Here is a 14,236-nt window from a genome sequence, read left to right on the forward strand (position 1 = left end):
AGATGTCTGCCACGCGGGAATCCCCTACTGCCTCAACCGGTTTTCAGACAATTGTCCCTTTTCGGCTGAAGAACCAGTCACGCCTTGTGACCATGATCAGCACGCAGCCGCCGCGCAAATGCGGCCTTGCGACATTCGCTTCGGACGTGGTCAAACACGTGGGTCGTTACCACACGAATGTGCGGTTCCAATTGTGGGCGATGAGCGCAAGCTGCAGTGAGTCGATTAGGTCCACAGTCGCCGGTACGATTAATCCTCAGGAACCTTCCAGCTATATTGACGCGGCAGCCGCAATAAATTCGACGGAAACTGACGCTGTGTGGCTGCAACACGAATTCGGCATATATGGTGGACCCGATGGGGCGATGGTACTTGATTTCGTCGACCGGATCGCAGCGCCGCTGATAGTGACCTTCCATACGGTTCTTGAACAACCTTCCGACAACCAGCGGCGCATTGTCGACCATCTGGTGCGCCGCGCATCACGGATCATGGTAATGAGCCTGCTGTCGCGCGACCGGCTTGTTGCCCAGCACCATGCGCCTAGAGAAATTGTCGAGGTCATCGAACATGGTGCGCCCGATCGCCCCTTCGGGCGGGAGGATGCGTTCAAGGCCGCGCGCGGCCTCGGCACGCGGCCGGTTCTGACCACGTTCGGCCTTCTGGGACCCGGCAAAGGGCTGGAAACCGTGATCCAAGCGCTGCCAGAAATTTTGCGTGCGTTCCCCTCGGTACTTTATCGCATCGTCGGGGCCACGCATCCCAATCTAATTGCAAGCGAGGGTGAGAGGTATCGAAATGAGCTAAAAGAGTTGGCGCAATCGACGGGTGTCTCGCACGCTATCGAATGGGAGGACCAGTTTCTCGACACAACGGAATTGCTCGACCAGCTGGAAGCCTGCGACATCTATCTCACACCCTATCCCAACCTCCAGCAGTCGACCAGTGGCACGCTGAGCTATGCCGTGGCGCTGGGCAAGGCGGTAATCTCCACGCCCTATATCCATGCCCGCGAACTGCTAGGCGGCAGCGTGGGTATTCTGGTGGAGCCCAAATCGGCACCGGCTATCGCGCAGGCAGTGTGCAGCCTTCTAAACGATCCTGCCCGGCTGGCCACGCAGAAGAGGCGCGCTTATGACCGCGGCCGGTTGACGATTTGGCCGCGGTTCGCCGACGCAGTCTCGCACATGATTGAACGTTCAGTTGCCCAACCGCTATGTGCCGAAAGCGTACGGGAGCCCAGTTTCGATGCGGTTCGCCGCATGAGTGACAGCACCGGTATGTTGCAGCACGCGATAGGGGCGGTTCCCGACCGGAGGCATGGATATTGTCTTGACGATAATGTGCGAGCGTTGATGCTTGTGAATGTCGCCGCCGGCATTTCGATAAATGAACGGATAAAGCTGGCCACGATCTATGCTGCCTTTATTCAGCACGCTTGGAACGAGGATATTGGCGCATTTCGCAACTTCATGCGGTTTGACCGCGAATGGTGCGAAGAAAGGGGATCCGAAGATTCCAACGGCCGCGCCATCTGGGCTTTGGCGCGCACGGCAATCGACAATCCGAATGCCGAACTGCGCCAATGGGCGACGCGCCTTTACGATACGGTGCTCGGCCATTCGCAAGCACTGGATAGCCCACGCACGCTTGCCTTCGTAACGCTCGGCGCCGCCGCCATGGTGGCGCAGCGTCCTGGACATGAACCGTCGCGTGCCGCGGTCATTCGAGGAGCAGAAATCCTGGCACATCTGCTGGAGCGGTCGCGCCGCCCCGATTGGATCTGGTTCGAAGCGGTGGCCGCGTATGACAATCCTCGGCTGCCGCAAGCTTTGATAGCGGCCGGCCAAGCGCTACAGCGGCAAGACTGGCTCGCGCTTGGGCAGGAATCCCTTGCATGGATTTGCCAACGGCAAACGGCGCCCGGCGGCCATTTCCGCCCGATTGGCTCAGAAGGTTTCGGGCTTCCCTACGACCAGCTGCCGTTCGACCAACAACCACTGGAAGCGCAGGCTGTGCTCGATGCGTGTGCCGCTGCGTATCGGGTGGATGGTGCGGAGCTTTGGCATATGCATGGTATGGCGGCGTGGCGATGGTTCTTCGGCGCAAATGATCGCGGAGTTGTGCTGGCCGATCCGGACTCCGGCTTGTGCCGCGATGGCATCAATCCCCGGGGGGCAAACCTGAATTGCGGTGCAGAAAGCATTCTGGCGTTTCATTTGAGCTATCATTCCATGCTAGCGCTGATCCGCGGCCAGACGCAGGATTCGGGGAAACGGGTTGACCACACAGAGCAAGGCGGATCACGGCCCGTTGTTTATTCATGATTTGCGACTGCACGCCGACCCTTCGCGTGTTGTTCTTCGACCGTTTCACCTTGGTTGGCAGGCCAAGCACGCCGAGGGCAACCGCGCCCTTAGCCTAGTCGAAGATGTGCGCTTGCTGAGCGATTCGGTAGTCGACAACGAGTACCGAAAGGTCATGGCCGATTTCGGCGAACGGCATTGGCAAACTGAAGCCATGTTCGCCGAACGCTGGTCCGAGGTTGAGCGCTCGCTCGACTTGGCGGAAGAAAATTTCTCGCCCACTCGCGAAAAACTGATCGGCGCGTATTTCTGCCACGAATATACCTATGCGGCGGCGGCGCTGATGAATCCGTCCATCGTGCCTCACCCTGACCAGAGCGGGTGCTTGGGCGGAGCAGTGCGGTTTGTTATGTCGCTGCGTGCGGTGGGCGAGGGACACATCAGCTCAATCGTCTTTCGCGAAGGCATCGCCTATCCCGACGGGCGGATGGATCTTTGGCCGCAAAGCGCGTTTGGCACATCGGTCGAGCTTGACGATGCCAGCCTGTCGGATAGTGATAGTGCGGTGACCGTTCACCGGCACCCGGACAGCAGCCTGTCCAACACTGTCATCTTCCCAATTACAGAGCAGCAACGCAATGGCCTGGAAGACCTGCGACTGGTTAGGTTCGAGCACGAGCCCGGCGATTACGAGTGGATTGGCACCTATACCGCCTATTCTGGCTCCACCATTCGGTCGGAACTGCTTCGAACAAAGGATTTTCGCCGCTTCCTCCTTGAACCCATTGATGGGCGCGCGGGCCGAAACAAGGGCATGGCGCTCTTTCCGCAGAAAGTAGAAGGCCTCTATACCATGGTTGGCCGGCAGGATGGTAAGAACCTGTTCCTGCTGAAAAGCAGCCGGATCGACAGGTGGGATAGTGAAGGCAAGCTGCTGATGGAACCGCGATACCCTTGGGAATTCATCCAGATCGGCAACTGCGGCAGCCCGATCCGCACCGAACATGGCTGGCTGCTATTTACCCATGGAGTGGGCGCGATGCGAAAATATGCGCTGGGCTGCGCTTTGCTCGACCTGAACGATCCATCCAAGCTGCTCGCCCGCACGGCCGAACCAGTGCTGACCGCGGAAAATGCGGATCGGTCAGGGTATGTTCCCAATGTGATTTACACATGCGGCGCGATGCGCGTGGGCGAACAGTTGATTATCCCTTACGGGATCTCGGACAGCTCTGTCGGATTCGCCAATGTTGGGATTGACGATCTGATTAAGACGATGAGCTGACGACGTGTGCGCTGAACCATAACCCGGACGCTCAATAAAAACCTTTCGTTCGCCGCTGATCACTTGCCCAAATCAACAACTGACCCGTTGAAGACAGGCAATACGCGAATTCTCGGGTTCGTGACCGATGAATTTCTCCGGGATCGGCTAGCTTCGGCAAACTGCAGTAAAGCCGGCCAGGAGAACGCCCGGATGACAGCCTGCATCGAAAGCGGCATCAATGCAGAGCCGCATTTTAATCAAACTCGGAGGAAATCAGGCAAGACGTTAGGAAGCATAACGCGGGCTATCCAAAGCGAGGGAAGGCTTAGCGTCCATTTGACCTCGGGCGGCTCGGAGTTCGCGATCCGCCTCATCGAGCAAGCAGAATGGATTTGGCGGGAAGTCGCTTTGCCGGATTTGCGAATAAGGCAGCGGCACGCCTCAAGCGCCTAGCGCCTACCTGCAGTTTTAGTCGGCGTCGCAGTGATTGGATTTAGCGCCAGTCTCTGGTCAATACGGGCAACAGCCTCATCATACCTCTTGGCTTCAAGACCATCGAACCGATCTGCGAATGACGCCTCGGAAAGCCCCTCAGGAGCGTAGAGCAGCGAATGGGGAAGGAGGTCGTCTTGCCGCGCTGATTTCAATGCGCGAGACGCGAGAACTGCCGTTTTAGGGTCTTGGGCAATAAGTGCGGCCTGCATCCCTGCACGGTCAGCGGCCAGGTCGACAAAGGAGAACCCTGATCCATCAGGCAGGCTGTCACTAAGTTCCTTCCACTCGCCCAGATTGGCAGCAATTCTAGCTCCCAGGACAGAGGTAAGCGCGGCAGAGAAAACCCAGTGCTTCGCCAGATCCTCGCGGTCATGTAGATAAATCGGCTGCCTTGGCGATCGGCAATTCTTCGTTTGGCTAGCCGCCTCGGGCACAAGCGCTTCAGCCTGCTCGCCGACAACTAGCAAAGCAAGAGCGGCAAACGCTGCACGGTTGTAATTGGCCTCTTCGGCGGATGGTGCGTTGGCGAATATGCGGTTCACCAAAACCGGCAACCTATCAGACGGGTTCCTCAGCTGATCAGCGGCGGCCAGGCAGTACAAATTCTTGACTAGGCTTTGGTCGATGCCGACGGATCCCGCTGCCATGACTTTGTCGACGACATTGGTATTTCGTGGCAGCGCGATTTCAGCGATGACGCGCTGATCTTCAATGATGACCCGCCTAACGAGCTCATCTAGCGGTGGAATTTGCGCGCCGCCCGAGCCAAGGCCCCAACGCGCCAGGTCTACCAGCCACCTCGAGGCCGGCGGTGGAAAACTGATATGGCCAACCTTAAGGTGATAGGCTGGAAACCCGGTGTGGTGACCTGCAACTGTTGACTCGGTATTCACCCATAGCCCAAGTGGCAGAGGAATGCTGGCACCAATGGACAAAGTCCCGTTCTCTAGCCGCGCTTCAACCCGCTGGATCCCGGTCACATCGCTTAGCAAGCCTGCCAGGCCTGCTATGGTTTCAGCGCTGAATTCAACCTGCGCTGCAGAACCGGTTTTTTGCGCTGACCTCAGCTCGCTCCAGACTTCCTTTGCGGAGCCGACGTCCTGCGCTGACGGCCGCGCTGAGGGCTTCACTGCGGCGCCCGCATCGACAAAAATGAAGGCGAATACCGCAGCAAGCAAAGTGATAAGCGCCGCGCCATTGCGCAGGCGGCGGACAGAGGGCTTAGTAGGCATGGATTTTACATAGACTAACGCACGTTTACCATCCACCAACATTGGCGGTCTGATCGCTCAATAATTGAACAGTTGCGCCGCAAGCCCAGCGCCATGCCTTAATTTTTAGATCTAAAGGCGACGGGAGCAGGATGCTCCGGCTCAGCCGTCAGAAAGGTTAGACTACGCCAGTTCTTTTCAAACATATGCGAATTGCTGGCTCTACAACATTTCATGCAGAAAGGCCGGTTAGGCGGCAAGCATTGGTTATCAAGCACCAGCCTTTTCCTTTGGCTGGAGGTAGGTCAGGTGGAGGCTTTCCTACTTTCAGACTTCACCTTGACATCAATATGTAAATAAATCCGACAGTTGCTTAATCGACAACTGCTAGTTAACGGATATTTAAGCGTAATTGTCGTGTAACATATTGGGGGAAATGATGATGAAAAAGTTGGGCTTTTTGAAGGCAATTACTGCAACGTCGCTAGCCACTATCACTGCCGCCACTCCGGCCTTTGGGGCGGAGTTGATAGTAAATGGCGACTTCGAAGCGTCAACTAGCCAGACCGCAACCCCAATTGGTTGGACCAATGTCGGTCATAGTGATGGCGTGATCGCTTATTCGGCTTTCGGGACTCCAGCTTATAATGGGGCGTATTTTTACGATTTCGGCGGCTACGGTTTTGCGAATGGCATGGTCGGCGATGGCATAGAGCAAACCGTCACAACGACTTCAGGGATACTGTATGCTCTGACCTTTGGTCTAAGCTCCGAAAATCAATCCGGAATTTCTAGTCTCAGTGTATTTTTCAATGATGTTCTAGCTGGTACCTTCAGTCTGGGGGTTGACGGCTCAGGTGTGTTTAGAAAGCCATTCACTACGACAACGATCAACTATTTCGCGAATAGCGGATCCACAAAGATTACTTTCCTCCAAGGCATGGGTGATACTGGTGCTAACGACCCAATGATTGACGCTGTATCTTTTCAGGCCGTAACTAGCGCGGTTCCAGAGCCCATGACGTGGATGCTGATGCTTCTTGGATTTGGCGCGATGGGCGCCGCGATGCGCAAGCGCAGTAAGCAAACTTCTTCAGTCTCATACGCTTAAGCCGTTATCTGGCAAGACGCGCCGTCGGCTTTAAGTCGGCGGCGTTTTTGTGTCCGCTTCCTTCAACACGTCGATGATCTGTTTTTCCGTAAACCTCGTTCTCTTCATCTCGACCCTCCCTCCATCAGGGCAGGACTTTAATCGAACTTGGAAAGCTGGGGGTCACGTCACATGCCGTGTTCGGTCCCAGTTTTTCCGGTAACGAAACTTTCTGCTTCGCTGAGCAGTTTGGCTTTGGCCGCTTGATCTAGAGTTGGCGACAATGCGCGAGTTCCAAGGAGCCATTCGTTGCTGATTGCTTCGTCAAAATGGATGCCGCACCACCTACCCTTGCGCCAAGAAATGTCCCCGAACGCTTCGTAATCTAGCCATGCGAGGATACCTTTGGAAACATGGCGGGCATGCTCCAACAGGACTTTGGCACCAGTCGCGGATAGATCGTACAGGATTACTGACTGCAGGCCGTCGAAGCCTTGAAAAGTGGCGTCAATTCCAAGTCGAAGGCGAGGGTGTAGGCGGCGGACGTGCTGGTTTGCTATGCTCATTTGCCGCTTTATTACATGCCCGCGGCTTGATGCCCCATGAAGCGATCCAGCCTGGACCATACGTAGATTCGCTAAGTGAGAAATCACGACTGCTTAGCATCGCACGACCGTTCCATATTGTTCCAATTCAGGCCTGATGCACCGAACCAATCTCCCGGTGTGCCACCAACGTTAAAAGCGGTTGAAAATAGCGTAGTTGCTGCCGAAGGCACTGAGCCGCTGGAGTACAGTGTTGCTACGACGCTTCCTGGGTTAGAAGAAGAGTTACGGATGAAACTTCTAATGATGTAATCGTGGTAGGCGCGGAAACAGCGAAGAAACCCGCTAAACTCTGCGAAGGAGTAAGGGACCATTCCGTACCTCCGACCGGAGTTCCTGTATGAACAACCGTTGCCGCTTGTGCCGATGACGCAAATGCCAACGCCGATACAGCGGCAAGAAAGGTTTTCTTCATATTTTACCGTTTCATTTGTCGAATCTATAATAAAATGAATTTTTTTCAGAAACTTAGCTTAATCAAATGCTTTTGAATCGCTCATAAGGCGACGAAAATTTGTCTCGTAATGGGATAAGTAAGCATTTTAGGTAGGTTGTGGCGCCGCCGGCAAAATAGCTGCTTTTCGAAAAATTGATAAAGTGCTAATTGGGCAAGAATCGTTAATACAGCGGGGAGTTTGTTCATGATCAAGCCACTACTGATTGCTGCCACTCTTGCTGCGACCGCATCACCTGCTTCTGCTGCAGAATTGATCACGAACGGCAGCTTCGAAAATCCAGAAATTACCGACCCTTGCTGCAGTACTGTCCCAACCGCGTCATTGCCAGGTTGGACAATCGGATCTGGAAACGTCAATGTTGTGAACGGCACTTTTGCAAGCGCCGCAGGCAACTTGGCGCTTGATGGCACACAGTATCTTGACCTTATTGGTGAGGGCGGAGTTGGCTCGTTGTCCCAGACCTTCGGCACGATTGCTGGGCAGCTCTATCTCTTCAAGTTTGCTTACTCGCACAATATTTTCTCTGGTCTGCCTTCGGCTTCTGCTTCCTATTCGGTCGATGGCCTTTCAGGCATCATAACTCATTCTACAGGCTCGAACGCCAACCTCGACTGGCAGATGTTTTCCGGGACATTCGTGGCCACAGGGTCAAGCGCCACCCTCAATTTTACAAACCTTCTTGGCGGTGCCAACGATGGCATCCTTTTGGATGCAGTCTCGGTTAGCGCGGTTCCTGAACCGTCTACTTGGCTCCTCCTGGTTTTTGGAATTGGAGCCATAGGTTTTGCAATGCGCCGGCAAAAGCGGGCGCGGACCCGGGTTTCTTACGCTTTTTGAACAATCGAAGGGTATGGCCTAGTTCAACCTAGGCACACTTCGGTCGAATCCAAAAAAGATTGTGGGCCCCGCCTTAGTCAAGGCGGGGCCTATTTTATTAGGTTGGGCCTGTTGACAATTTGGCAATGCTACAAAGGCTACCCCAAGCCGCCTGGTGCTGCGGTTGGCCGACCCGTGCTGGCGCTGCGAGCACGCGCTTCATTTCCCCAACATTAATAAATTGGCAAGCATCAAGATTGAAGTTATTGCAGCGCGAAACAGGCTCAGTCTTAGGAATTCTAGATGCTTCGTAAATTTGCCATTGTTGGCGCGATTGCTTGCTCGACGCTTGCGGCGACCTCTGCAACCGCTGCTTCTATCATCAACCTAGATGGTAAGGGTAATGCATCGTTGAATGGCGATAATGCTGTAAATCTGGATCTAGCCGCCGGCACTTATGAGCTGGTCTTCGTTGATAGCTTATTCACCGCATTCAATCGCTTTGGCACTACAAGTGGGTGCGATAGTCTTGGCGCTAATTGCAGGCTTGGCTTCGAGAATAGTGCCCGTTTCATTATCGATGGCACAACTTACCTTTTTGGTGATGGGAATGCGAGCGGCGGCATTGGACCGCAGGCAACTGGCGGATACTATTCGACCGCCGCTCAGGCATTTGCGTCATCAGGCGTATATAAAACGTCGTTCACGCTTGCGTCTCCGGGATCGGCAAGCTTCTTTATCTATGATGACAATCTTTCCGATAACACCGGCGGAATCTCCTTGGCAGTTTCAGCCGTGCCAGAGCCTGCGACGTGGTTCATGATGCTCCTGGGCATCGGCGTAATTGGGTATGCCATGCGCAAGCGGTCGAGCGTTCGCGCTACGGTTAGCTACGCCTAACTTTCGACCAATGTCCGTCAGTGTGCAGGTGCTAAAGATCCGACGCGCTGAACTAATGTCGATAGACGCCCTCTAATGACATACTGACTTTTCGGCTTAGGGCCGCGGTTCGAGCTCAGGTACGGTATCGGTATCGTTCAGGGAAAAAGCGCCGGGGGCGGCAGTCTCAATTCTATCTATCAGCGCTTCGGTCGCCGCCAAGGCATGGCTCGTGTATAGGGTGTGATAGGCGGTGGCGTATTTGTCAGACTCGTCAGGTTGCACGTGGCCCAGATAGATTCGGCCCTGCTGCCAGTGCCCATCATGTTCTAGCTCGGCTCGTAGAAGATTAGACACGCTCCGCCTGACCAACTTCGTTCCGCTCTGAGCATCTTGGGGGAAGTTGAGAGTTTGGGTCATTTGGCGCCAGGCAGTACGGACCGATGCTACTTTCACAAAAGGTCCCAAATTAGCTTCTAGATGCGGTATCAGTTGCCGCGGCGCTCGCAAAAGCGGCCGATACTTCTTGGTCTGCGCCCGGCCATTGGGATTGAGATCGATGTAGCCATTCTCTTTTTGCCATTGTCCACGGGCCGGGGCGGTCGAAAAATCCATCACGGCGTCCGGCCGCGCCCAAGTACAAACGCTAAGCCTGAGGAATTGAAGCAATTGCAACCGATCGATCCTCCACTTCTCGACCTGCTTGCTAGGCACATCGTTCGAGTAATCGCTCACTAGGGCATAGCGAAAAGTCGCGACGAGCTGCTTTTCGGACATTCGGAACCAGGGTGATTTGCTGACCACCTTAGCTGATTTGACTTTGAATTCAGCGCGGGAAGCCAGTTTCCGCTTCTTGAACGCATGGTTCACAGCCGCGCGCAGTTGGAGAACGCTTGCTTCCACGGTACCCGGTGTTCTCTTGCGAGAATTTCCTTTTGCACTCGTGATTGGCACTTCCAGCGCCCAGGCACGAAACGCGTCAACCCAAATATCGTCGACCTCGTCAACTCTTGTGCTCTCCAGCCCTTTAGCGATCTGGTAATTCAGCACGTGTTCGAGCCGGTAGCTTGCCGCTTTGTAATCAGCTTTAGCCGCGCCGTACTCTGCAACTGCCGTGGCCAACAAAGGGGGTTCGTTACCAGACAGAGCTTGACCGCATGTGGGGCAGACGACGAATCCCTTCTGATTGGCTTCGTAGAGTTGATCTAGCTGCGCTTTGCCGTCTTCAATGTCCGCAGAGCGCGTAGACAGGCTTCGGACGCGTCCGGCGACGGGGTCGTACCAGAAAATGTAGATCTTGTTCGACCGGGGCGTCCCGTCGCTCCTGACATCGAAGGCGAGGTAGTAGCCTCCTCGCCGGTAAAGCTCCTTCTTTTGCACTCAATCTTCCTTTGCTTATTAATCTTCTTCTGAAGGAGGTCGAACAGTCCAATCGCGACAAGAAGATTGAGTTGTTCAGCGTCAAGGCGCAGGTGGCGCTGCTTTTCAAACGCACTTGAAAAGCGTGTGTCCAGGGCAACCAGTCTCTCTCGGAGATCCGAGGCGTTGTCAGCCTTCTCACCCATGGTGAAAGGCCTTCTCTGAATTTCGACCGATTTTGGAAGGGGCCGTCAAATTCGACCCAAGGCGAAACGCAAACTCTTTGAAGAGTTTCGTCTGGTCAGCCCACTCACCGATGTGTTTTTCAATCTGCATTTATAGCTTAAGGGACGCGGATCTGAATTCGCCAAGCCAACTTCGCGAGATTGTGCTGATTGTCCAAGTTCGGGACAGTTGGTCCTCCAAGTCAGGAAGGGGGGGCTGTTGATTTCGCTAAAAGGTCGAACTGGGAAAATTCTGATTTTTCATCGCGACGTGACGCGGGATAGTTCATGTCCCGCGATGCTGGGGTCTCGTCGCCCTGTCACTTGTTCCGTTCGTATCTTTGGGTCTGCCGAGCGGGTTATGACTGGGAAGCGGTCATTGCCAGTCCCCGGAATATGGCAACGATGGGTCTGCTGATCGAGCAGAGCACTGGTTAACCTGGTCCCTTGGGATTTTGTGCCGAACACATCCCAACATTCGCTGAAGCTGAGGTTGGTCATCATGATCACGCTGGTGCGCTCATGGAGTTTGCTCAGCCGGTGCAACAGCATCGCTCAGCCTAACCGGCTGAACGGCGGCTATCCCCTTCTGTCCAGAACGACGAGGTCGAGATGCAGCAAGCGTTCGGCATGTGTAAAGAATAACGACATCTTGCTAATAGTTGCGGCAGCGTTAACCGTAGGATTGGGTTGCAAAAAAATCATCAGACAGTCGGCTATCGCCAAGCATTGGGGAATGCATCATGAAGAGTTTATTGTTAATTGCGAGCGCGCTTTGCTTATCAAACCTCGCGCCCGAAAGCGCACAAGCCGCAACAATCCTGGATAATGTAACTTGCGCTGAAGTTGGCCCAGGGGCCTTCAGTTGCAACCAGGCTTCTGCTGTCGTTGGCGTGGGCGACGAATTCAACATTAGCGGATTTTTTGGGATCGATTTCAGCTCCGGAATATTGTCGATCAGAGCACTGTCGTCTGGTCTGTTAGGCGGGACAGTTCTGCAGTTCCAAAACCTGACGAACCCCTGGACGTCAGCTAATCTACTTTCCGGAAGCGTTGGCAATTTCGACTCCTCCGACGTCACGCTCACGTCTGGAATATTGCGTGTAGATTTTAGTAACACTGGTACTGGTTTGGTAGGACCATTCGCGGCTGGGGATACGTTCACCATTGGTTTGGTACAATCCGCAGTTCCTGAACCGGAGACCTGGGCACTGATGCTGCTTGGGTTTGGCTTGGTCGGCGGTGCCATGCGTTCTAGAAGGAAGAAAGCGGTCTCCCCTTCCTTCGCTTAAAGCTTCATCGACACATTGATAAGGCGCCGCCGGTCCTTGGATCGGCGGCGCTTTTATATCATGAACCAGCGCAAGGTGGGGCCAGAGCTTCGCTTATGACTGGATCTGGTCGTAAGGGTCGCCGACCCTCTGGACGAATGGCGCCTCAAAGGCAGCCTCTCTCGCGCCGCAGATGACCCGCCATGTCCGCGGCCTTGGCTGCAGCTTTTGACGCAGCAGCTGGCTACGAAGATCCGACCCTAAAAGTTCAGCTATCGCCGCGGGCTAACTCCCCCCCCTCGATTGTGAATGCATCAGCACGCCTCGGACAAATCGAAAGCCGATCCGCCGCTCTCAACCCGATCGCGGGGATTTGTTCTGAACTCTAAACGCCGAAAGGGATAAACTATGCCTGACGTGCCTTGCTGCGTGCTGCTCCAGACGCTGCTTCTCGGAAGCTAACAAGTCTTCGCAAATTTTCGTCCCACAAACTGAGCGCCAAAGGATATAGTGTCTGGAACGCGGTGAAGCGGTTGAGGCGACGCAGTTCCGGATATGCCGTGAGAACGTCCGGCAAGCGATAGAACGGAATGCGGCTAGCGAGGTGGTGCACATGATGCACCCCGATGTTCGCGGTGAACCAGCGCAGCGGTTGCGGCAGGTCGAGATGGGAGCTGCCCTTCAAGGCTGCGTCGTGAAACGACCAATCGGGTCCTCTATCCCAGTGCGCCTGTTCAAACTGATGTTGAATGTAGAACAACCAAACTCCCGTTGACGCTGCGATCAACAGAATTGGCAGGACAACCAGCGCAGTGGTGCCAACTCCGAAATAGAACATCAGGGAGCCAAGAATGGCGGCGGTCGCAAGGTTAGTCGCGATCGCACTGACCCAGTACCGCGGCCCTTCCTTCATCAAGCCGATCGGCAACCGGTGCCGCAGGAGGAAAAGGTACGCCGGGCCCACACCGAAGAGAACGATCGGATTGCGATAAATCCGATACAGCACGCGTTGAACGCGGCTGCGCGAATAGAACTCCCGTACCGTCAGGGTGTCGACATCACCAAATCCGCGCGCATCGAGATTGCCGGTGTTTGCATGGTGCAGCGCATGAGATCGCTTCCAGCAATCATACGGGGTGAATGTCAGCACGCCCAAAGCTCGTCCGGTCCAATCGTTGCCAGTTCGTTTGGGTAGAAACCCGCCATGACCACAATCATGCTGAATGATGAAGGTTCTGAGCAACAGCGCTCCCGCTAGCGGCGCGAGCGCGAAAGCTAGGTAATGGCCGGACTTAACCGCGAGCAGCATAACCAGAACGATGCCGAACAGCGGACCCAGCGTTATCGCCAACTCCCAAATGCTTCGTCCCGTGTGTGCCTGTGCAAAAGGTCTAAGGTCGGAGACGAGTTGTCGCGGCTCTAGCGTCGCGGCGTCCGCGCCAGCGGCGACGCCATTCTCGGCCATCAATTTATGTTTCAAGACAGCAGGTTCCAAATAGCGCTACGAGCATCGATGCCGCGGAAGCATTCAGTGCGGTTACAGATCTAGCGAGCATTCCTGACGTCGCTTAAGGGTAAATAGCGAGGTTGCTGCGCTGCGCAATGGCAAACGATGAGGCTTATTTAAGGCTAACGCCATGTCGGTGCGCAGAAACCTGACTGTCTTGCGTGGGCAACGGAGGCGGCTCAACCCTTTGATAAACTTCCGATTTCAAGGTTCCGGCAAAGTGCCTACATTGTCTATTTTGTTGATGGTTTTGCCTCAGTCTAGCCCGAGATTGCCAGACTGCTGCTGGTCACGAAGCTTCGAATATCGATTTGACAGAGGTACGAGCCACTCTCACCTCCGGAAGACAGGTGTGCTAAAACAGAACTAGACTTTAGAATAGTTATCTCTGCGGTGGTTAAGTATTATAGCTGGGGCATGTCGGAATTACGTGACTCAATCCATTATTCGCAGCTGGCCCGAAAGGCCCGCCAACTTGCGTCCGGTCACCCCGATCCGCTCGTAGCGCGGCGCTTACGTGAGTTAGCTCTCCGACATGACCGGTTGTCCCGGCAGCTGGCAAGGACTGAAACCGAAGAAGTCGCTTCGACAGGCGTTGTTAGAAAGTTCTTTTCACGCAGTTGAGCTGTCTATGTTGCGCGGGAACCTGAAGCGTTGCGTAACGGCAATTGCCGATCTGGTTTTCGTCCTCTGCGCCGATACTCTCGCGGCACGCCATATCGGCGAGAACACTCTCGGCAAGGTTCAA

General features: G+C 54.8%; 11 protein-coding genes and 1 pseudogene. 6 read left to right on the forward strand and 6 right to left on the reverse strand.

What is annotated here, in order from left to right; genetic code table 11:
* Positions 1–482: 482 nt before the first annotated feature.
* Complete coding sequence (locus GRI65_RS15265) at positions 483–698, reverse strand: hypothetical protein (protein WP_232844103.1); 216 nt, start codon at positions 696–698, stop codon at positions 483–485.
* Here GRI65_RS15265 and GRI65_RS08935 point away from each other — a divergent pair.
* Positions 690–2,327: a glycosyltransferase gene (locus GRI65_RS08935; RefSeq protein WP_332872627.1), complete on the forward strand. Its 1,638-nt coding sequence runs from the start codon at positions 690–692 to the stop codon at positions 2,325–2,327. The two genes, GRI65_RS15265 and GRI65_RS08935, sit on opposite strands and share 9 nt — an antisense overlap.
* Complete coding sequence (locus GRI65_RS08940; RefSeq protein ID WP_232844017.1) at positions 2,281–3,591, forward strand: glycoside hydrolase family 130 protein; 1,311 nt, start codon at positions 2,281–2,283, stop codon at positions 3,589–3,591. Before GRI65_RS08935 ends, GRI65_RS08940 begins: the two co-directional genes overlap by 47 nt.
* 431 nt (positions 3,592–4,022) lie before the next feature.
* On the opposite strand, the gene GRI65_RS08945 is transcribed toward GRI65_RS08940, so the two are convergent.
* Positions 4,023–5,342, reverse strand: coding sequence for a hypothetical protein (locus tag GRI65_RS08945; protein ID WP_160756163.1), 1,320 nt, complete (start codon positions 5,340–5,342; stop codon positions 4,023–4,025).
* A gap of 373 nt (positions 5,343–5,715) precedes the next feature.
* Between GRI65_RS08945 and GRI65_RS15270 the strand changes: the two genes are divergently transcribed.
* Complete coding sequence (locus GRI65_RS15270) at positions 5,716–6,390, forward strand: PEPxxWA-CTERM sorting domain-containing protein (protein WP_232844018.1); 675 nt, start codon at positions 5,716–5,718, stop codon at positions 6,388–6,390.
* Positions 6,391–6,557: 167 nt separating this feature from the next.
* Here GRI65_RS15270 and GRI65_RS08955 read toward each other — a convergent pair whose 3' ends face one another.
* Positions 6,558–6,935 carry a PilZ domain-containing protein gene (locus tag GRI65_RS08955; RefSeq protein WP_160756164.1) on the reverse strand — a complete coding sequence of 126 codons (378 nt, stop codon included), beginning with the start codon at positions 6,933–6,935 and terminating at the stop codon, positions 6,558–6,560.
* Positions 6,936–7,615: 680 nt separating this feature from the next.
* Between GRI65_RS08955 and GRI65_RS08960 the strand changes: the two genes are divergently transcribed.
* Positions 7,616–8,269: a DUF642 domain-containing protein gene (locus GRI65_RS08960; RefSeq protein WP_160756567.1), complete on the forward strand. Its 654-nt coding sequence runs from the start codon at positions 7,616–7,618 to the stop codon at positions 8,267–8,269.
* Between the two features lie 282 nt (positions 8,270–8,551).
* Positions 8,552–9,148, forward strand: a complete 597-nt coding sequence (locus GRI65_RS08965; RefSeq protein ID WP_160756165.1) for a PEPxxWA-CTERM sorting domain-containing protein — start codon at positions 8,552–8,554, stop codon at positions 9,146–9,148.
* A 96-nt stretch (positions 9,149–9,244) separates the two neighbouring features.
* On the opposite strand, the gene GRI65_RS08970 is transcribed toward GRI65_RS08965, so the two are convergent.
* Together GRI65_RS08970 and GRI65_RS15275 are read right to left on the reverse strand one after the other, a co-directional pair.
* Positions 9,245–10,507: a hypothetical protein gene (locus GRI65_RS08970; protein ID WP_160756166.1), complete on the reverse strand. Its 1,263-nt coding sequence runs from the start codon at positions 10,505–10,507 to the stop codon at positions 9,245–9,247.
* A 464-nt stretch (positions 10,508–10,971) separates the two neighbouring features.
* Positions 10,972–11,262 carry an ATP-binding protein gene (locus tag GRI65_RS15275; RefSeq protein WP_408609038.1) on the reverse strand — a complete coding sequence of 97 codons (291 nt, stop codon included), beginning with the start codon at positions 11,260–11,262 and terminating at the stop codon, positions 10,972–10,974.
* A gap of 629 nt (positions 11,263–11,891) precedes the next feature.
* Between GRI65_RS15275 and GRI65_RS15505 the strand changes: the two are divergent.
* A pseudogene (locus GRI65_RS15505) lies at positions 11,892–12,002 on the forward strand (PEPxxWA-CTERM sorting domain-containing protein); the annotation flags it as partial.
* 385 nt (positions 12,003–12,387) lie between these two features.
* Here GRI65_RS15505 and GRI65_RS08980 read toward each other — a convergent pair.
* Positions 12,388–13,332, reverse strand: a complete 945-nt coding sequence (locus GRI65_RS08980; RefSeq protein ID WP_232844019.1) for a fatty acid desaturase — start codon at positions 13,330–13,332, stop codon at positions 12,388–12,390.
* Positions 13,333–14,236 lie beyond the last annotated feature (904 nt).

The sequence above is a fragment of the Allopontixanthobacter sediminis genome, assembly GCF_009828115.1.
Lineage (GTDB): Bacteria > Pseudomonadota > Alphaproteobacteria > Sphingomonadales > Sphingomonadaceae > Allopontixanthobacter > Allopontixanthobacter sediminis.

Excerpts from the sequence above, each read along its gene's own strand:
- GRI65_RS08960 (WP_160756567.1), top strand. The coding sequence starts at position 7,616 with ATGATCAAGCCACTACTGATTGCTGCCACTCTTGCTGCGACCGCATCA.
- GRI65_RS15275 (WP_408609038.1), bottom strand. The coding sequence starts at position 11,262 with ATGCTGTTGCACCGGCTGAGCAAACTCCATGAGCGCACCAGCGTGATC.
- GRI65_RS08965 (WP_160756165.1), top strand. The coding sequence starts at position 8,552 with ATGCTTCGTAAATTTGCCATTGTTGGCGCGATTGCTTGCTCGACGCTT.
- GRI65_RS08945 (WP_160756163.1), bottom strand. The coding sequence starts at position 5,342 with ATGTTGGTGGATGGTAAACGTGCGTTAGTCTATGTAAAATCCATGCCT.
- GRI65_RS08955 (WP_160756164.1), bottom strand. The coding sequence starts at position 6,935 with ATGAGCATAGCAAACCAGCACGTCCGCCGCCTACACCCTCGCCTTCGA.
- GRI65_RS15270 (WP_232844018.1), top strand. The coding sequence starts at position 5,716 with ATGATGATGAAAAAGTTGGGCTTTTTGAAGGCAATTACTGCAACGTCG.